The following is an 18,875-nucleotide window of genomic DNA, read 5'->3' as shown; positions in this document are numbered from 1 at the left end:
CCGGAAGACTCCCATGTTCGAACGCCTGATCCAGTTTGCCATCGAGCAGCGCATCATTGTGCTGCTCGCCGTTCTGCTTATGGCCGGCCTCGGCGTCGCCAGTTATCAAAAACTGCCGATCGACGCCGTGCCCGACATCACCAACGTCCAGGTGCAGATCAACACCGGCGCCGCCGGGTTCTCGCCACTGGAAACCGAGCAGCGCATCACCTTCCCGATTGAAACCGCCATGGCCGGTTTACCCGCACTGGAGCAGACCCGTTCGCTGTCACGCTCGGGCCTGTCGCAAGTGACGGTGATCTTCAAGGACGGCACCGACCTGTTCTTCGCCCGTCAACTGGTCAACGAGCGTTTGCAGATCGCCAAGGAGCAATTGCCCGAAGGCGCGGAGGCGGTAATGGGGCCGATCTCTACCGGGCTCGGCGAGATTTTTCTGTGGACGGTCGAGGCGAAGGAGGGCGCACTCAAGGACGACGGCACAGCTTATACGCCGACCGATCTGCGGGTGATTCAGGACTGGATCATCAAGCCGCAGTTGCGCAACGTACCCGGTGTCGCCGAGATCAACACCATCGGTGGTTTCGCCAAGGAATATCAGATCGCGCCGGACCCGAAACGCCTGGCCGCGTACAAGCTGACCCTCACCGATCTGGTCACCGCGCTTGAGCGTAACAACGCCAACGTCGGCGCCGGTTACATCGAGCGCAGCGGCGAGCAGTTGCTGATCCGCGCGCCTGGGCAAGTGGCGAGTACCGAAGACATCGCCAACATCGTCATGGCCAATGTCGACGGCACGCCGATCCGCGTGAAGAACGTGGCAACGGTGGAAATCGGCCGCGAGTTGCGCAGCGGCGCAGCCACGGAAAACGGTCGTGAAGTGGTGCTCGGCACCGTGTTCATGCTGATCGGCGAGAACAGCCGTACGGTCTCGCAAGCGGTCGCCAGCAAGCTCGAACAGATCAACAAATCCCTGCCGCAAGGCGTGATCGCCGTGCCGGTGTACGACCGCACGCACCTGGTCGACAAAGCCATCGCCACGGTGAAAAAGAACCTTATCGAAGGCGCGATTCTGGTCATCGCGATTCTGTTCCTGTTCCTCGGCAACATCCGCGCGGCACTGATTACCGCGATGGTGATTCCGCTGTCGATGCTGTTTACGTTCACCGGAATGTTCAGCAACAAGGTCAGCGCCAACCTGATGAGCCTCGGCGCGCTCGACTTCGGCATCATCGTCGACGGCGCGGTGGTCATCGTCGAAAACACCCTGCGCCGCTTGGCTCACGCGCAGCAGCATCACGGACGATTGCTGACCCGCGCCGAGCGTTTCAAGGAAGTCTTTGCCGCAGCGAAAGAGGCGCGGCGACCGCTGATTTTCGGCCAGTTGATCATCATGGTGGTGTACCTGCCGATTTTCGCCTTGAGTGGTGTCGAAGGGAAAATGTTCCACCCGATGGCGTTCACTGTGGTGATTGCTTTGCTTGGCGCGATGCTGTTGTCGGTGACCTTTGTGCCGGCGGCGATTGCGTTGTTCGTCACTGGTAAGGTCAAGGAAGAAGAGGGCGCGGTGATGCGCGGCGCACGTCGCGTTTATGCGCCGGCGTTGGCCTGGGTGATGAGTCATCGTGCTGTCGCAGTGGGCGCTGCTTTGGGCGTGATCGTGCTCAGCGGTGTGCTCACCAGCCGCATGGGCAGCGAGTTTGTGCCCAGCCTCAGCGAAGGCGATTTTGCTCTGCAAGCGTTGCGCGTGCCGGGCACCAGCCTGACGCAATCGGTGGATATGCAGCAGCGTCTGGAGACGTTGATTCTGGCGAAAGTACCGGAAGTCGAGCGCGTCTTTGCCCGAACTGGGACCGCTGAAATTGCTTCCGACCCGATGCCGCCGAACATCTCCGACAGCTATGTGATGCTCAAACCGAAAGAGCAGTGGCCGGATCCGGGCAAGTCCCGCGAAGCCCTGATGGCCGAACTGCAAGCCGCTGCCGCGATGTTGCCGGGCAGTAACTATGAGCTGTCGCAGCCGATCCAGTTGCGCTTCAACGAGCTGATTTCCGGCGTACGCAGCGATGTCGCGGTGAAGGTGTTCGGTGATGACATGGACGTGCTCAACGCCACCGCTGCGAAAATCGCGGCAGCGATGCAGAAGGTCAACGGCGCATCCGAGGTCAAGGTTGAGCAGACTACCGGGTTACCGGTGCTGACCATCAACATTGATCGCGACAAGGCTGCGCGTTATGGGCTGAACGTCGGTGATGTACAGGACACCATTGCTGTCGCGGTGGGCGGGCGGCAGGCCGGGACGTTGTATGAGAGCGATCGGCGTTTCGACATGGTGGTGCGTTTGTCCGATGCCATGCGTAAGGATATCGACGGCTTGTCGGCGTTGCTGATTCCGGTGCCGGCGCCTTTGAATGGAGCGGCGAATCAAATCGGCTTTATCGCGCTGCAAGACGTCGCCAGCCTCGACCTGGTCCTCGGGCCGAATCAGGTCAGCCGCGAGAACGGCAAGCGTCTGGTGATCGTCAGCGCCAACGTGCGCGGGCGTGATATCGGCTCGTTCGTCAGCGAGGCCGGCGAAGTGATCGAACGTGACGTGCAAGTGCCGGCCGGTTACTGGACCAGTTGGGGCGGACAGTTCGAGCAACTGCAATCGGCGGCCAAGCGCTTGCAGATTGTGGTGCCGGTGGCGCTGCTGCTGGTGTTCGGGTTGTTGTTCATGATGTTCAACAACCTCAAGGACGGCTTGCTGGTGTTTACCGGGATTCCGTTTGCCTTGACGGGTGGGGTCATGGCGTTGTGGCTGCGGGATATTCCGCTGTCGATTTCGGCGGGTGTCGGGTTTATCGCGTTGTCTGGTGTGGCGGTGTTGAACGGGTTGGTGATGATTGCGTTTATTCGTAATTTGCGTGAGGAGGGGCGATCGCTTTCGGACGCGATCCATGAGGGTGCGTTGACGCGTTTGCGGCCGGTGTTGATGACGGCGCTGGTGGCGTCGCTGGGGTTTATCCCTATGGCGCTTGCCACCGGCACCGGCGCGGAGGTGCAGCGACCACTGGCGACCGTGGTGATCGGCGGCATCCTGTCCTCGACGATCCTCACGCTGCTGATCTTGCCGGCGCTGTACCAACTCGCCCATCGCCGGGACGAAGAGCCGGTTTCATCTGAATAGGTAATCCCCCCTGTAGGAGTGAGCCTGCTCGCGATAGCGGTCTATCAGTCAGATCTAAATTGACTGACCCACCGCTATCGCGAGCAGGCTCACTCCTACAGATTTTGTGCCCACATAACGGATATGTAATTTCCACGCCACCGTCACGAAAGGTGCGCCTTGTTACTTTGATCCCGTCAGCTACTTAAACGAGGAATCAAAGATGAAAATCGTACAGATGGGTGCTTTTGTTGTGGCGTTGGCGATCTCTTCCGTGGCCTTTGCCGAAGGCGGCGGCGACCGCACATTCGACCGCATGATGACTAACAACGACCGCTCCATGGAGTTGTTCGTCGCCAAGGAAAAAGCCGCCGCCAACCCGGTTGTCGTCAACGACAAGAAAGACGACAAAACCCGCGACCTGTAAGCTGCTGCACCTGAACAAGCCCTTCATCGCGCATCGATGCCGGGCTTTTTTTTCAAGCTCGGACGGGAAGGAAATGGATATGAAAGTACTCAAGTTGATCGCATTCGCGGCTGTCATGGCGATGTCGGTGAATGTGCTGGCCGAAGGCGGTGGTGACCGCACCTTCGAACGTGCGCTCAGCGCCAACGCCAAAGCCATGGAACAGTACGCCGCCAACCAGGGCAAAGCGCCGCCGGTGGTGAAGGATTACGAATACGGAATGAAGCTGGACGTGGTCAAAGTGGTGAGCGTGGTGAAGCCTGCGCCAGCCTGCAATGTGGTGCCCACCGCGATGACCTATGAGGACTCCAAAGGTCAGCTCAATACCATCAAGTACAACGTGATGGGCGCGTGTCGAAACGGCGGTAGCTGAATCTGTAACGTCTGAACGCGGTCCCCTGTAGGAGCTGCCGAAGGCTGCGATCTTTTGATCTTGATCTTAAAAATCAAAGTCAAAAGATCGCAGCCTTCGGCAGCTCCTACAGGGCCGAATTTCAATATCACGATGCGTATTTCAATTCGTGATGTTTAAAGGCTGTGTTGGAAATACGGAACCTTCCCACAATGTTTTCAGGTTGTCCGTCGGACGTCCGCTCTCTAGCCTGTGTGGGTCGCTGCCAATTCAGCGATCGGGATTGGAACCCCGCGGCTCAACTGAAGCAAAACGCACTGTTCATGACGTATGCTTGCGCACTTTCATGTGTGCACTCCGTTATGGCGGCTGTGCGCGGGAGACTTCGAGTCTGTCGGGTTTGCTCAGTTGCCCGGGTTCCAACCTGCGTACAGCTGCCACCCTTTCGCGTGGAACCGAAAGGGCCAGCTCCACCTTCAAGCTGAGTAAAACATTATGAAAAAGCCAACCCCAAATCCCCCCGAAGCAGACGCAATCCCCGACGCCAACTCAACATCCCCTTACGCCTCCGACGACACCCGAAAACTCCACGAAGCCGCCGACCGCGCCCTCGACTTCTACCTCAAACCGTCGGCCACCATCATGTCCGCACCGTACATCCCCAACCAGATGTTCCTGGTCAATCCCAAAGCCGACACCGAATCATTACTGGCCAACGCCAGCGAATCCCTGGCCTCGGCCACGGTAATGCTCGGTGACTTCGCCGCGCTATTAGGCGGCACCCATCGCAAGACCCTGCTCGGTATCGCGCAGGTCGTCATGCTTGGCGAACTTGCGGTGAACAAAGCGCTGGATAACGTAGATCCTGCGGCGTAGCTATCAATGGCCGGGTTTTATCCGTTGCTTTTGCGTTGACTCAAAATCCTGCCCCCTCACCCCAGCCCTCTCCCCCGAGGGGGCGAGGGGGAAAGGGAGCAGATCTTCAAGCCATTCAAAACCAGAGTACGCCTCGGTTTTTCAGGTCGATGTATCTTCAACAACCAGCTCGGTCAGTCCCCTCTCACCCAGGGGGAAAGGGAGCAGGCTTTCGAGCCATTCAAAACCAGAGTACGCCCCGGTTTTTCAGGTCGATGTATCTTCAACAACCAGCTCGGTCAGTCCCCTCTCACCCAGGGGGAAAGGAAGGAGGCTTTCGAGCCATTCAAAACCAGAGTACGCCCCGGTTTGTCAGGTCGATGTATCTTCAACAACCAACTCGGTCAGTCCCCTTTCACCCAGGGGGAAAGGGAGCAGGCTTTCGAGCCATTCAAAACCAGAGTACGCCCCGGTTTTTTAGGTCGATGTATTTGCAACAGCCAACTCGGTCAGTCCCCTCTACCTCTGGGAGAGGGCTAGGGTGAGGGCCGGGCCTAAACCTGAAAAACATAACCACGGCAAAACACAGAGCAAAAAAAGGCGCCCCGAAGGACGCCAAAAGATTCACCTCTTACCAAAGGAGCAAGGAGCTTCTAAAGGTGAATTTGCATCAACCGCCCAATCAAAGAATCGCCAGCGGATACTCGACAATCACCCGCACTTCATCCAGATCCGACTCGAACGCCGTGGCGCGGGTGGTGGCTTGGCGCAAGCGCAGTGACAGGTCTTTCATCGAACCGCTTTGCACCACGTATTTGACTTCGATATCGCGCTCCCAACGCTTCTGATCGGTCAGCGGATTGCCCTCGGCATCGCGGCGCATGTACACCGCGTTGGCGTTGGAATAATCGGCGTCGGTGCCGCGCGCGTAGCGAGTCATGAACGACAAACCGGGTACGCCATAAGTGCTCATGTCGAGGTCATAACGCACCATCCACGAACGCTCTTTCGGCGAGTTGAAGTCGCTGTACTGGATCGAGTTGTCGAGGAAGATCGAATCGGATTGACGCAGGTAATCGAAGTCGTCATTGCCGTTGTTGCGCTGGTGGGAGAGGGCGACCGAGTGGGCGCCGAGTTTGACGCCGACGCGACCGCTCCAGATGTTGTTGTCGAATTCGCCGAGCAGTTGTTTGCCTTCATCGACGGCTTTGTAATAGTTCAGGCCACCGAACAGCGACAGATCATCGGACAGCGGATAGGTCCAGGCAGTACCGGCGTAGTACTGATTCCAAGCATCCTTGAGGCGACTGGAGTACAGGCTGAAACTGAGGTTTTTGTTCCGCACGTAATCGCCGCCGCCGTACGCGATCCACGGCGAATTGACCGGACCTGCGTAGAAGGTCGCGAAGTTCTCACGCATGTCGCTGGACACCGGTTGGCTCATGGCATGCAGCCGACCACCCTGCACCGACAAACCGTCGATGCTGGTGTTGCTCGCCGTCACCCCGCGAAAGCTTTCCGGCAACAAGCGCGAGTCACCCGCCGCCACCACCGGATTGGCCGGGAACACATCGCCAACCTTGACCACCGTATCGAACGCCCGAATTTTCGCGGCGCCACCGACCTTGGTGTATTCGTCTCGCGCCTCGCCATCACTGTTAACCGGCAACACATCAAACGAACTGCGCCCGCCGTTTCGCCCGTCACCGGTATCGAGCTTCAGCCCGATCATCGCAAACGCATCAACACCGACGCCGATGGTGCCCTGGGTGAAACCGGATTCGAACTTGCTGATCACCGCATGCGACCAGGCTTCGGAATAACCGTTGCCGGTGGGGCTGGACTGGCCTGTGCGATGATCACGATTGAAGTAAAAGTTGCGGTTGAGCACCGTCAGGCTACTGCCTTCGACAAAGCCCTCGGGTTTGTCTTCTGCAAACACCACGGACGGCCCTGAGCCGACCACCACCGCTAAAGCGGCCATCGATATTTTTGTAGGGTTAACCATCAAACACTCCTTGGGTTCGGCAGAACGGGAACGTGCGTCGGCGTGGGTTTTATTGTTCGGCGGGGCAGGGCCCGCCGGCATGGTCGCCGGGTGACATCGTTGCAAGCTGCGGATAACGCCAAGGTGATGAGGGAATTACAATTTCGTCATGTGGTTATATGGATTGAGTGAACGCCACACAAACCTGTGGGAGCGAGCCTGCTCGCGAAAGCGGAGTGTCAGACAATCAAGATGTTGAAAGTGCCTACGCCTTCGTCGGAACTCCGCCTGGAGCAGGCTCGCACACAGTGGTCAGCGTAAGTCAGATAGATCACATGAGAGCAGACGCGGATTTTTACCTTTCGAAGAGATCCAGCAAACCGTTTGATAGAGAGGTATCAATTTCGTGGGGATGTGTGAATTTGCCCTTCATGGCGCCGATCCGTTTTACACGGGTCGTCTGTAGGATGATTTTGCCTTGGCGTTCTTCGGCTAACGCATCAAGACCATCCATCAATTCTGAATAAATGTCCCGCTTCATGGTTCGTGGAACTCCACTTGATAGGTGATCCTCAAATTTAACCGCAATGACCTTCTGCAGAAGGTCAGCCATTGCTCGATGCTTTGCAGGAAAATTCTTAAAAAGGTGAGAGTGTGAAGACCAAGAAAGCATAGCGAGCGATCATCTGGACGCGCTGGCGCAGTCTGCTGATACTTAATCCTACAAACGCGAAGGCGGCACCTGAAGGTGCCGCCTTTTTATAAAGTTCTGCGAGGGCAAGAGCGCTTTAGTTGCGTTGTCATCTGTTATCTAAAGCTATCTCTTTTCTATTGATAACTTTTTCGTTAACGATACGACGTACAACCGGTGCAGAAGGTTTCTCTGGTGGTGTAGGTCTTGTCGAATTTTGTGGCTTAGGCCGATCATTAGTAGCTTTCATTTCTGATCCCTATTGGTGCCGCCGTTAACATCGTCGTATGTTCTTCTAAAAGATGGAACAGTCGGTTTGACAGGAGCTTGGGGCAAAGGTTTTTTTTCACTTGATGTTGGCTTATTGGATTCGCTCAATTTCCCTGCCCCTTTTTCAAGAAGTATATTCTCAAGGATTATAGTCCTTTTTTTCAGATCTGCTACGCCTTCGGCTTTTGAGTCATTCAGCAACTGCTTTTTCAAGTCGGATATTTGGTCGCCCACGTACGTATCTTTTATTGCAAAATTTTTCCTGGGCGAGGAGGTATCCATGTCAAAAAGGACAAACAACAAGCTACCGATAGCAAGAGGAATGCAGGCCATCAGAAAAGTTGAAATGGATTTGAAAACCCATCGTGATCGCTCTTCATTGACTAAAGCATTGTGTGTGGAGCAACTGATATAGGTGTTTGAAATGAAGCTTGCAGTTTCTTTGTCAGGATCGATCAAAGGTATTTGCTCGTGCTGCGATACCTGTGAGTTATATTTGCCAAGTTCAATGTTGTATTGTGTTTGGCTGTCGTAATACTCTTTTATTTTTTCTGCGTATGGCATTCTGTTGAATTCAGATCCGCTAAAGGCTCTGAAGTTGAAGTATGTAGAGATGGTTGAGATTGACAGGGTTAAAGTTACGAGAAAGGAAATGATGTATGCAATTTCGGGGTTGAAGGTGAAATCCAAAAAACGAGCTAGGTAGATGGTTGCAGAAGCTAGCGCAAATATCGCGGTAAAAATTATTTGAGTTTTTATCGAGATGCTGTTTTTTATCTCTTCTTCGTATGCATACATTTTTTCATATGTGGTGTGGATGTTGTCAGTGTTCAATATGGTTTCCTTGTGCCCTGTTGGTCGGCAAGTACTTTCAATGTGCCTTCGAGTTTTCGCGTTGCCTCACACATACACAATAGCTCCAACAGCCGGATGCGGACTGTAGGACGAAACCGATAATTGAGCGGGAGCTTTCCGGGCTTTCAGCAGGAAGGGCAGGGCATCAGTAAAAAATCCCACAAAAACAAAAACGGCACCCGAAGGTGCCGTTTTCATTTCTGGCCAGCCAAGTAATCAGCCCGCCAGACCCGCCTGCTGAACCAGTGTCAGCAATGGCTGCGGGTATACACCCAGGAAGAATGCGACCAGGGCGATGGCCAGCAGCATCACGCCGCCTGCCTTCTGTTCCCAGTGCAGCTGGGCGTCGTGGCGACGCAGGTTTGGCTCGATCAGGTACAGGGTGACCATCACGCGCAGGTAGTAGAAGACGCCGATGGCGCTGCCCAGTACCAAGGAGCCGACCAGCCACCATTGGTGCGATTCAACACCGGTAGCGATGATGTAGAACTTGCCGATGAAGCCTGCGGTCAGCGGGATACCCGCCAGCGACAGCATCATCACGGTCAGCACGGCGGTCAGGTACGGACGACGCCAGAACAGGCCGCGGTATTCGTACAGCGCATCCGCGTCACGGCCGTTGTACGGCGAGGACATCAGGGTGATCACGCCGAAGGCGCCGAGGCTGGTGATCACATAAGTCACCAGGTACACACCGATGGCTTCCACCGCCAGACCCTTGCTTGCCACCAGTGCGATCAGCAGGTAGCCGAAGTGCGCGATGGACGAGTAACCGAGCAGACGCTTGAGGTTGCTCTGGGTCAGGGCCAGCAGGTTACCGAACAGGATCGAGGCGATCGCGATAACGGTCAGCACGTCGCTCAGGACGCCACTGCTGGCAGCAGGGGAGATCTGGAACAGACGCACCATCACCGCAAACACGGCCACTTTCGAAGCGGTCGCAAGGAACGCAGCCACCGGTGCCGGAGCACCTTCGTAAACGTCCGGCGTCCACAGGTGGAACGGTACCAGCGACAGCTTGAACGCCAGACCGATCAGCATCATGCCCAGGCCCAGTTGCGCCAGCGAGCTAGGCAGGCCAGTCGCAGCCAGGGCCTGACCGATGCCAACGAAGCTCAGCGAACCCGAGTCTGCGTACAGCAGCGCCATACCGAACAACAGGAATGCCGAACCTGCCGCCGACAGCACCATGTATTTGATGCCGGCTTCCAGCGAACGCTTGTTGAAGAAGGCGTAAGCCACCAGACCGTAAACCGGTACCGAGAGCAGTTCCAGACCGATGAACAAACCGGCCAGGTGCTGCGCGCTGACCAGAACCAGACCACCAGCGGCGGCCATCAGGATCAGCAGGTAGAGTTCTTCACGGTTGCCCGGGTAACCCGAACCGCCATCGCCCAGATAGGCGTGGGCGAGGGTGACGCAGGCGAGGGTGGCGACCAGGATCAGCGCCATGTACAGGCAAGCGAACGTGTCGATTTGCAGCAGTGGAGTCACGGCCAGAGGCGCGACTTTCAGGGCTGGCAGGATCGACAGCAAGGCCAGGTTCAGACCGGCGACCGAGATCAGGAAGGTCTGCGAGTGGTTGCGGCGCCAGGCGATTGCCAGCATCACCACGATAATGGTGAGGCTGGTGATCAACAGTGGCGCAAGCGCAATAAAGTGTTGAATCGTGAATTCCATAGCGCTCTTACCGGGCCGAAGCGAGTTGAGTGAAGGCGGTGCCGAGCCACTGCTGCACGCCATGCATCGTGGCGGCAGACGTGTCGAGGAACGGTTGCGGGTAGACGCCGAGGTAAACCAGCAGCACCGCAAGGCCCAGCACCATGATCAGTTCGCGAGCGTCCATACCGTGCAGGATCGAATCCGATTTCGACGGACCGAAGTAGGCACGGTGGATCATGATCAGCGAGTAGACCGAACCGAACACCAGACCGGAGGTGGCAATCGCCGTGATCCAAGGCCAGCTTGCGAAGGAGCCGATCAGGATCAGGAACTCACCGACAAAGTTACCGGTACCCGGCAGACCCAAGGACGCGGCTGCAAAGAACAGGCTGATCGCCGGCAGGTAAGCGATACGCGACCACAGACCGCCCATCTCACGCATGTCCCGAGTGTGCAGACGCTCGTACAACTGACCGCTGAGGATAAACAGTGCGGCTGCCGAAACGCCGTGCGCGAGCATCTGGATTACTGCACCTTGCAGCGCCAGTTGGCTGCCGGAGTAGATGCCGATCAACACGAAACCCATGTGGGAAACGGACGAGAAGGCAATCAGACGCTTGATGTCGGTTTGTGCGAAAGCGAGGAACGCGCCGTAGAAGATCCCGATCAGACCGAGGGTCATGGCGATCGGCGCAAACTCGGCCGAAGCATTCGGGAACAGCGGCAGGGCGAAACGCAGCAGACCGTAGGCAGCGGTTTTCAGCAAGATACCGGCGAGGTCGACGGAACCTGCAGTCGGCGCCTGGGCGTGGGCATCAGGCAACCACGAGTGGAACGGTACGACGGGCAGCTTGACCGCGAAGGCGATGAAGAAGCCGAGCATCAGAATGTACTCGGTGGTCATCGACATCTTGGTTTTCAACAGGTCGGCGTAGTTGAAGGTAATCACGCCAGTGTTGTTGAAGTTGACCAGCACCAGACCGAGGATCGCCACCAGCATGATCAGGCCGGACGCCTGAGTGAAGATGAAGAACTTGGTTGCTGCGTAGATGCGGGTTTTCTTGCCGTCCGAAGAACTGTGACCCCAGAGCGCGATGAGGAAGTACATCGGCACCAGCATCATTTCCCAGAAGAAGAAGAACATGAACAGGTCGAGGGCGAGGAACACGCCGACAACGCCGCCCAGGATCCACATCAGGTTCAGGTGGAAGAAGCCAACGTGACGTTGAATCTCTTTCCACGAGCAGAGTACCGAGAGGATACCCAGCAGGCCGGTCAGCAGGATCATCAACAGCGACAGGCCGTCGAGGGCCAGGTGCACGTTGATGCCGAAGCGCTGGATCCAGACATGCTTGAACTCAAGCGCCCAGGTCGGATCGGCGCCAGGCGCCGGTGCAAATGAATAGTCACCGTGGGCCCACAGCCAGAGGCCGAGGGCGAGTTCCAGGGTCATGGTCAACAGCGCAATCCAGCGGGGCAGGGTAGCGCCGAAGCGCTCACCCATCCAGCACAGCAGGCCGCCGATGAAGGGGATCAGGATTAGCCAAGGCAGAATCATGACGGGCTCGTTTCCTTTCGCAAATTCGCAAGGTTCATATCAGACCGCTACCAGCACGATGGCGCCGATTACCAGCACGGCACCAGCAGCCATCGAAGCAGCGTACCAACGCAGTTGACCGGTCTCGGTGCGGCTTAGGGCGGTGTGACCACCCTTGGCCATACGCGGGATCAGACCGATGGTCTGGTCGAGCGGGTCTTTGCGCAGTACGTGGCTGATCGCCAGGTAAGGCTTGACGAACAGTTTGTCGTAGATCCAGTCGAAGCCCCAGGCAGCGAACCACCAGGCCGAAAGGAAACGGCCGATGCCGCTGTTGGCGATCGCCGTGACGAAGCGACGCTTGCCGAGGAACAGCAGCGCTGCCAGCAGGATACCGGCCAGGGCGATGGCGCCCGAAGCGATTTCCAGACTGTGCTTGGCTTCGCCACCGGCATGGCCAACGCTTTCTGGCAGTACGCCGTGCAGTGGCGGAACGATCATCGCGCCGATGGCGGTGGACAATACGATCAGCACCGACAATGGCAGCCAGTGAGCGATGCCGTGACCGGCGTGGGCTTCAGTCTTGGCTTCACCGTGGAACGTGATGAAGATCAGGCGGAAGGTGTACAGCGATGTCATGAACGCGCCGACCAGACCTGCGTAGAGCAGACCGTGGTTGCCGCTGGCGAACGCTTCCCAAAGGATTTCGTCCTTGGAGTAGAAGCCTGCGGTGACCAGTGGCAGGGCAGCCAGTGCCGCGCCGCCGACGATGAAGCTGGCGTAGGCCAGTGGCAGTTTCTTCCACAGACCGCCCATCTTGAAGATGTTCTGCTCGTGGTGGCAGGCAACGATCACCGCACCGGAAGCAAGGAACAGCAGGGCCTTGAAGAAGGCGTGGGTCATCAGGTGGAAAATCGCGCCATCCCAGGCGCCAACGCCCAGCGCCAGGAACATGTAGCCGATCTGGCTCATGGTCGAGTAGGCGAGGATACGTTTGATGTCGGTTTGAACCAGCGCGGCGAAACCAGCCAGTACCAGGGTCACACCACCAACGATGCCGACCAGGTGGAGGATTTCCGGCGCCAGGGTGAACAGACCGTGGGTACGGGCGATCAGGTAGACACCAGCAGTCACCATGGTTGCAGCGTGGATCAGTGCCGAAACCGGAGTCGGGCCGGCCATCGCGTCCGCGAGCCAGGTTTGCAGCGGCAGTTGTGCCGATTTACCGACCGCGCCACCCAGCAGCATCAGGGTTGCCAAAGTGATCCAGAAGTCGCCGACCTGGAATTTCTGCGGTGCCAGCACCAGCAGTTCCTGGATGTTCAACGTGCCCACTTGCTGGAACAGGATGAACAGGCCGATGGCCATGAACACGTCGCCGATCCGGGTCACGATGAAGGCCTTGAGTGCGGCGTTACCGTTGTTGCGGTTGCTGTAGTAGAAACCGATCAACAGGTACGAGCACAGGCCCACGCCTTCCCAGCCGAAGTACAGGAACAACAGGTTATCGCCGAGCACCAGGAACAGCATGCTGGCGATAAACAGGTTGGTGTACGAGAAGAAGCGCGAGTAGCCCGCTTCGCCGCGCATGTACCAGGACGCGAACAGGTGGATCAGGAAGCCGACGCCAACCACCACGCCAAGCATGGTGATCGACAGGCCGTCGACGTAGAGGGCGAAGTCAGGCTTGAAGCCTTCGACCGCCATCCACTTCCACAGCACCAGCGTGTAGTGACCGCCTTCGGGTGGCGCGACGTTGAATTGCCAGATGACGTAGGCGGCGACAATCGCCGACAAGCCAATGGAACCCACGCCAATCAGCGCCGAGAGGTTTTCCGACCAGCGTCCACGGGAGAACGACAGGAGCAGGAAACCGATCAGAGGGAATACGAAAGTCAGAAAGATCAGGTTCATCCGCGCATCTCACTGGCAGCGTCGATATCGAGCGTGTGGAAGCGGCGATACAGTTGCAGCAGGATCGCCAGACCAATACTGGCCTCGGCGGCTGCCAAGCTGATCACCAGGATGAACATGATCTGTCCATCCGGCTGGCCCCAACGGGCGCCTGCAACGATGAAGGCCAGTGCAGAGGCGTTCATCATTACTTCCAGACTCATCAACACGAACAAAATGTTGCGGCGGACCATCAGGCCGACCAGACCAAGGCAGAACAGGATGCCGGCAACGGCCAGACCATGTTCGAGAGGGATAGCAGGCATGTCTTACTCCTTCGCCTCGTTACGGCCCAAATGGAACGCCGTGACGGCTGCAGCAAGCAGCAGCATCGAGGCGAGTTCGACCACCAGCAGGTACGGACCGAACAGGCTGATGCCCACGGCTTTCGCGTCTACGGTGGTGTGGCCGATGGCCTGGCCGCTCTGGTGAGCGAACAGCACATACAGCAGTTCGGCCAGCAGCAGGGCGGCGAGAATCACCGGACCGGCCCAGATGCCAGGCCGCAGCCAGGTGCGTTCTTGCTGAACCGAGGCCGGGCCCAGGTTCAGCATCATCACCACGAACACGAACAGCACCATGATGGCGCCGGCGTAGGCGATCACTTCCAGCACGCCGGCGAACGGCGCGCCGAGTGCGAAGAAGGTCATGGCCACGGCAATCAACGAGATGATCAGGTAGAGCAGGGCGTGCACAGGGTTGGTGTTGGTGACCACACGTAGCGTGGACACAACAGCGATACCCGATGCGAAATAGAAAGCGAATTCCATCGTTCTTCCTTAAGGCAGCAAGCTCTTCACGTTGATCGGTTCGGCTTCGTTCTGCGCGGAGCCTTTCGGCTTGCCAGCGATTGCCATACCTGCAACACGATAGAAGTTGTAATCAGGGTTTTTGCCGGGGCCGGAGATCAGCAGATCTTCTTTCTCGTACACCAGGTCCTGACGTTTGAACTCGGCCATCTCGAAATCCGGTGTCAGCTGGATCGCGGTGGTCGGACAGGCTTCCTCGCAGAGACCGCAGAAAATGCAGCGCGAGAAGTTGATACGGAAGAAGTCCGGGTACCAGCGACCGTCTTCGGTTTCAGCTTTCTGCAGCGAGATGCAACCCACTGGGCAAGCTACGGCGCAGAGGTTGCAGGCTACGCAACGCTCTTCGCCATCGGGGTCGCGGGTCAGGACGATGCGACCACGGTAGCGTGGTGGCAGGTAGACCGCTTCTTCGGGGTATTGCAGGGTGTCGCGCTTGCGAAAGCCATGGCCGAAGACCATGACCAGGCTGCGCAACTGGGTACCGGTACCCTTAACGATGTCGCCAATATATTTGAACATGGGTCAAATCCTCACTGAACCGCGACTGCAGGCGTGTTCCACAACACGACCGCAGCGGTCACCAGCAAATTGATCAGGGTCAGTGGCAGGCAGAATTTCCAGCTGAAATCCATCACCTGGTCATAACGCGGACGCGGAATGGAAGCGCGCAGCAGGATGAACAGCATGATGAAGAACGCGGTCTTCAGTGCGAACCAGACGAAGGCCAGTTGCGGCAAGATGCCGAACGGACCGTGCCAGCCACCGAAGAACAGGGTGACCAACAGCGCCGAGATCAGGATGATGCCGATGTATTCACCGACGAAGAACATGCCCCATTTCATACCGGCGTATTCAATGTGGTAACCGTCGGCCAGTTCCTGTTCCGCTTCCGGCTGGTCGAACGGGTGACGGTGAGTCACGGCGACGCCAGCGATGAAGAAGGTACAGAAGCCGAAGAACTGCGGAATGATGAACCACAGGTTCTGCGCCTGGTACTCGACGATGTCGCGCATGTTGAACGAGCCGACCTGAACCACGATGCCCATCAGGGCCAGGCCCATGAACACTTCGTAGGACACGGTCTGCGCCGAGGCACGCAAGCTGCCGAGCAGGGCGAACTTGTTGTTACTCGACCAGCCGGCGAACAGCACCGCGTAGACCGACAGACCGGCCATGGCGAAGAAGAACAGCAAGCCGATGTTCAGATCCGCGACGCCCCAGGTCGGGGTGATCGGGATGATCGCAAAAGCGATCAGCAGGGCGGACATCGCCACCACCGGTGCCAGGGTGAAGATCACCTTGTCGGCAAACGGCGGCGTCCAGTCTTCCTTGAAGAACATCTTCAGCATGTCGGCGGCGATCTGGAACATACCAAACGGACCAACGCGGTTCGGACCGTAACGGTCCTGCCACCAGCCCAGCAGGCGACGTTCGACAAAGCTGAGCAATGCGCCTGCGACCACAACGGCCAGCAGAATCACGATGGCTTTGACGACCGAGAGGATCACATCGATCACTTCAGGGGTGAACCAGGTCATTGCGCTGCCTCCTGCAGACCGTCGACGGATACGCCGGCGAATGCCGGTGGAATGCCGGCGATGCCCGCAGGCAATGCCACCAGACCGGCGCCCAGTTCTTCATTGATGCGCAGCGGCAGACGCAGGGTCTGACCGGCCACGTTCAGGCTCAGCAGGGCACCGTCGTTGACGCCCAGACGATCCGCTTCCGATTTGGCCAAAGCTACGTATGGAGCCGGAATGCGCTCTTGAACCGGCGCGGCTTTCGAAGAGTTCTCTTCGCTGCCGAACAGGTGGAAGAACGGCACGGCTTGCCAGGTGCCCGGCGCCGGGTTGAATGCGCGCGGTGCGGCAGCGAACCAGTTCAGCGAATCACCGGTGCTTTCGATCAGGCGAGTGCCCGGGTCGCCAGCGCGGATGTGACCACCGACTTCGTCCTGGAACTTGTTCCACGCTTGTGGCGAGTTCCAGCCCGGCGACCAGGCAAACGGCACCTGCTGACGCGGTTCAACCGAACCTGAGTAACCTTCCATGGAGAAGGCGAACGCGGTGTCCTTGTCTTGCGGGGTGCGCGGTTCGTGAACGCTGATGTCGGCGCGCATCGCGGTGCGACCGGAATAACGCAGCGGCTCACGTGCCAGTTTCAGACCCTTGATGCGGAACGCCGCCGATGGTGCTGCGTCGACGATACGTGCCAGTTGCTCGGTGCTCGAAGCAACGGCAGCGGTGACGTGGTCGAGTTGCGTCCAGTCGATCGGCTGGTTCAGCAGGGTCGCGCGCAGGGCGTGCAGCCAGCGCCAGCCTTCGTGAACCAGGATGCTCGCATCCATGTATTGCGGGTCGAAAACCTGGAAGAAGCGCTGGGCGCGACCTTCCTGGCTGACCAGCGTACCGTCGCCTTCAGCGAAGCTTGCGGCTGGCAGAACCAGGTGCGCGCGGTCGCTGGTAGCCGTCTTCTGATGATCAGCAACGATCACTACTTGCGCAGCGTTCAGTGCGGCATCGACTTTTTCTTTGGCGGTGCGGGTGTACAGATCGTTTTCCAGCACGACGATAGCGTCGGCCTTGCCATCGATGACGGCTTGCAGCGCGGCGTCGACCGATTCGCCACCGAGCATGGCCAGACCGAGGCTGTTGGCTTCCGGGACGATCAGGCTGATCGAACCGTTCTTCTCGCGCAGCTTCAGTGCCTTGGCGATGTTCGCGGCGGCTTCGATCAAGGCTTTGGAACCCAGCGAAGTACCAGCGATGATCAGCGGACGTTTGGCGGCGAGCAGGGCATCAGCAATGCGCTTGGCCAGTTGCAGTGCTTCGGCGTCCAGACCTTCAACGGCCGGGGCGCTGGCGTCCAGTGCGTGAGCCACGGCGAAACCGATGCGCGCCAGGTCGTCTGGAGCGGCGTGTACGCATTCTTCAGCGATGTCGTCGAGCTTGGTTTCCGCCAGGCTGGCGATGAACAGCGGGTTCAGCGCGTGCTGACCGATGTTCTTCACCGCAGCGTCGAGCCAAGGCTGAACACGCATGGCTTCGGCCATGTCTTCAGCTTTGCCTTTGACCGATTGACGCAGCGACAGCGCCACACGGGCGGCGGTCTGAGTCAGGTCTTCACCGAGGACGAAAATGGCGTCATGGTCTTCGATGTCGCGCATGTTCGGCACAGGCAACGGGCTGTCTTTCAGCACTTGCAGGACCAGACGGATGCGCTCCAGTTCGGAGGCTTCGATACCCGAGTAGAAGTGCTCGGCGCCGACCAGTTCGCGCAACGCGTAGTTGCTTTCGAGGCTGGCACGCGGCGAACCGATACCGACGATGTTGCGACCGCGCAGCAAGTCAGCGGCTTTATCCAGTGCAGCATCCAGACCGAGCTTGGTGCCATCGGCCAGCAGCGGCTGACGTGGACGGTCGGTGCGGTTGACGTAGCCATAACCGAAACGGCCACGGTCGCACAGGAAGTACTGGTTCACCGAGCCGTTGAAACGGTTTTCGATGCGACGCAGTTCGCCGTAGCGTTCGCCCGGGGAGATGTTGCAACCGCTCGAGCAGCCATGGCAGATGCTCGGCGCGAACTGCATGTCCCACTTGCGGTTGTAGCGTTCGGAGTGAGTCTTGTCGGTGAACACACCGGTCGGGCAGACCTCGGTGAGGTTGCCGGAGAACTCGCTTTCGAGGGTGCCGTCTTCAACGCGACCGAAGTACACGTTGTCGTGGGCGCCAAACACACCGAGGTCGGTGCCGCCAGCGTAATCCTTGTAGAAGCGCACGCAGCGGTAGCAAGCGATGCAGCGGTTCATTTCGTGGGAAATGAACGGGCCCAGTTGCTGGTTCTGGTGGGTGCGTTTGGTGAAGCGATAACGGCGCTCGTTGTGGCCGGTCATCACGGTCATGTCTTGCAGGTGGCAATGACCGCCTTCTTCGCACACAGGGCAGTCGTGCGGGTGGTTGGTCATCAGCCATTCAACAACACTGGCGCGGAACGCCTTGGATTCTTCATCTTCGATGGAGATCCAGGTGTTGTCAGTGGCAGGGGTCATGCAGGACATGACGATGCGACCACGGGTGTCGTTCTCGTCGGTGTACTGCTTGACCGCGCACTGGCGGCACGCCCCGACGCTACCGAGCGCGGGGTGCCAGCAGAAATATGGAATGTCGAGGCCCAGCGACAGACATGCCTGTAACAGGTTGTCTGCCCCGTCGACTTCGAGCGCTTTGCCGTCTACGTGGATAGTGGCCATGGTTCAAAGGTCTTCGTTGGCCCGGTGTCAGCGGGCGTGGCTAA

General features: G+C 58.2%; 14 protein-coding genes and 1 pseudogene. 4 read left to right on the top strand and 11 right to left on the bottom strand.

Features of this window, described 5'->3' with window-relative positions; all coding sequences use genetic code 11:
- Positions 1–13: 13 nt before the first annotated feature.
- From U6037_RS18360 to U6037_RS18345, 4 genes are all read left to right on the top strand, one after another.
- Positions 14–3,166 (top strand): CusA/CzcA family heavy metal efflux RND transporter, encoded by a 3,153-nt coding sequence (locus tag U6037_RS18360; RefSeq protein ID WP_322844043.1) that lies wholly within the window; start codon positions 14–16, stop codon positions 3,164–3,166.
- A gap of 202 nt (positions 3,167–3,368) precedes the next feature.
- Entirely contained in the window at positions 3,369–3,572 is a 204-nt protein-coding gene (locus tag U6037_RS18355; RefSeq protein ID WP_322844042.1) for a co-regulatory protein PtrA N-terminal domain-containing protein, read from the top strand.
- A 79-nt stretch (positions 3,573–3,651) separates the two neighbouring features.
- On the top strand, positions 3,652–3,984 hold the full coding sequence (locus tag U6037_RS18350) for a DUF2790 domain-containing protein (protein WP_322844041.1): 333 nt from the start codon (positions 3,652–3,654) through the stop codon (positions 3,982–3,984).
- Between the two features lie 474 nt (positions 3,985–4,458).
- Positions 4,459–4,839 (top strand): DUF6124 family protein, encoded by a 381-nt coding sequence (locus tag U6037_RS18345; protein WP_322844040.1) that lies wholly within the window; start codon positions 4,459–4,461, stop codon positions 4,837–4,839.
- A gap of 661 nt (positions 4,840–5,500) precedes the next feature.
- Here U6037_RS18345 and U6037_RS18340 read toward each other — a convergent pair.
- From U6037_RS18340 to nuoG, 11 genes and pseudogenes are all read right to left on the bottom strand, one after another.
- Positions 5,501–6,826, bottom strand: a complete 1,326-nt coding sequence (locus tag U6037_RS18340; RefSeq protein WP_322844039.1) for an OprD family porin — start codon at positions 6,824–6,826, stop codon at positions 5,501–5,503.
- Between the two features lie 424 nt (positions 6,827–7,250).
- A pseudogene (locus U6037_RS18335) lies at positions 7,251–7,346 on the bottom strand (transcriptional regulator); the annotation flags it as partial.
- Between the two features lie 396 nt (positions 7,347–7,742).
- Positions 7,743–8,600: a hypothetical protein gene (locus tag U6037_RS18330; protein ID WP_322844038.1), complete on the bottom strand. Its 858-nt coding sequence runs from the start codon at positions 8,598–8,600 to the stop codon at positions 7,743–7,745.
- Between the two features lie 237 nt (positions 8,601–8,837).
- On the bottom strand, positions 8,838–10,301 hold the full coding sequence (gene nuoN / locus U6037_RS18325; protein WP_007920173.1) for an NADH-quinone oxidoreductase subunit NuoN: 1,464 nt from the start codon (positions 10,299–10,301) through the stop codon (positions 8,838–8,840).
- A 7-nt stretch (positions 10,302–10,308) separates the two neighbouring features.
- Positions 10,309–11,841, bottom strand: a complete 1,533-nt coding sequence (gene nuoM / locus U6037_RS18320; RefSeq protein ID WP_016986254.1) for an NADH-quinone oxidoreductase subunit M — start codon at positions 11,839–11,841, stop codon at positions 10,309–10,311.
- A gap of 39 nt (positions 11,842–11,880) precedes the next feature.
- Positions 11,881–13,734 (bottom strand): NADH-quinone oxidoreductase subunit L, encoded by a 1,854-nt coding sequence (gene nuoL / locus U6037_RS18315; RefSeq protein ID WP_038362640.1) that lies wholly within the window; start codon positions 13,732–13,734, stop codon positions 11,881–11,883.
- Positions 13,731–14,039, bottom strand: a complete 309-nt coding sequence (gene nuoK, locus U6037_RS18310; protein ID WP_003223790.1) for an NADH-quinone oxidoreductase subunit NuoK — start codon at positions 14,037–14,039, stop codon at positions 13,731–13,733. Before nuoK ends, nuoL begins: the two co-directional genes overlap by 4 nt.
- A gap of 3 nt (positions 14,040–14,042) precedes the next feature.
- Positions 14,043–14,543: an NADH-quinone oxidoreductase subunit J gene (gene nuoJ / locus U6037_RS18305; protein ID WP_322844037.1), complete on the bottom strand. Its 501-nt coding sequence runs from the start codon at positions 14,541–14,543 to the stop codon at positions 14,043–14,045.
- Positions 14,544–14,552: 9 nt separating this feature from the next.
- Positions 14,553–15,101 carry an NADH-quinone oxidoreductase subunit NuoI gene (gene nuoI / locus U6037_RS18300; RefSeq protein WP_007920177.1) on the bottom strand — a complete coding sequence of 183 codons (549 nt, stop codon included), beginning with the start codon at positions 15,099–15,101 and terminating at the stop codon, positions 14,553–14,555.
- A gap of 11 nt (positions 15,102–15,112) precedes the next feature.
- On the bottom strand, positions 15,113–16,120 hold the full coding sequence (gene nuoH, locus U6037_RS18295; RefSeq protein ID WP_007920179.1) for an NADH-quinone oxidoreductase subunit NuoH: 1,008 nt from the start codon (positions 16,118–16,120) through the stop codon (positions 15,113–15,115).
- Positions 16,117–18,831 (bottom strand): NADH-quinone oxidoreductase subunit NuoG, encoded by a 2,715-nt coding sequence (nuoG, locus tag U6037_RS18290; RefSeq protein WP_322844036.1) that lies wholly within the window; start codon positions 18,829–18,831, stop codon positions 16,117–16,119. The genes nuoH and nuoG overlap by 4 nt, the downstream gene beginning before the upstream one ends.
- Positions 18,832–18,875 lie beyond the last annotated feature (44 nt).

It is taken from the genome of Pseudomonas sp. B33.4, from assembly GCF_034555375.1.
Lineage (GTDB): Bacteria > Pseudomonadota > Gammaproteobacteria > Pseudomonadales > Pseudomonadaceae > Aquipseudomonas.
Note: the sequence above shows the minus strand (reverse complement) of the source record. Positions and strands in the feature narration are given on the sequence as shown.

Bases quoted from the DNA above. Each gene is read 5' to 3' on its own strand.
- U6037_RS18360 (WP_322844043.1), top strand. From the start codon at position 14: ATGTTCGAACGCCTGATCCAGTTTGCCATCGAGCAGCGCATCATTGTG.
- U6037_RS18355 (WP_322844042.1), top strand. From the start codon at position 3,369: ATGAAAATCGTACAGATGGGTGCTTTTGTTGTGGCGTTGGCGATCTCT.
- U6037_RS18350 (WP_322844041.1), top strand. From the start codon at position 3,652: ATGAAAGTACTCAAGTTGATCGCATTCGCGGCTGTCATGGCGATGTCG.
- U6037_RS18345 (WP_322844040.1), top strand. From the start codon at position 4,459: ATGAAAAAGCCAACCCCAAATCCCCCCGAAGCAGACGCAATCCCCGAC.
- U6037_RS18340 (WP_322844039.1), bottom strand. From the start codon at position 6,826: ATGGTTAACCCTACAAAAATATCGATGGCCGCTTTAGCGGTGGTGGTC.
- nuoN (WP_007920173.1), bottom strand. From the start codon at position 10,301: ATGGAATTCACGATTCAACACTTTATTGCGCTTGCGCCACTGTTGATC.
- nuoM (WP_016986254.1), bottom strand. From the start codon at position 11,841: ATGATTCTGCCTTGGCTAATCCTGATCCCCTTCATCGGCGGCCTGCTG.
- nuoL (WP_038362640.1), bottom strand. From the start codon at position 13,734: ATGAACCTGATCTTTCTGACTTTCGTATTCCCTCTGATCGGTTTCCTG.
- nuoK (WP_003223790.1), bottom strand. From the start codon at position 14,039: ATGCCTGCTATCCCTCTCGAACATGGTCTGGCCGTTGCCGGCATCCTG.
- nuoJ (WP_322844037.1), bottom strand. From the start codon at position 14,543: ATGGAATTCGCTTTCTATTTCGCATCGGGTATCGCTGTTGTGTCCACG.
- nuoI (WP_007920177.1), bottom strand. From the start codon at position 15,101: ATGTTCAAATATATTGGCGACATCGTTAAGGGTACCGGTACCCAGTTG.
- nuoH (WP_007920179.1), bottom strand. From the start codon at position 16,120: ATGACCTGGTTCACCCCTGAAGTGATCGATGTGATCCTCTCGGTCGTC.
- nuoG (WP_322844036.1), bottom strand. From the start codon at position 18,831: ATGGCCACTATCCACGTAGACGGCAAAGCGCTCGAAGTCGACGGGGCA.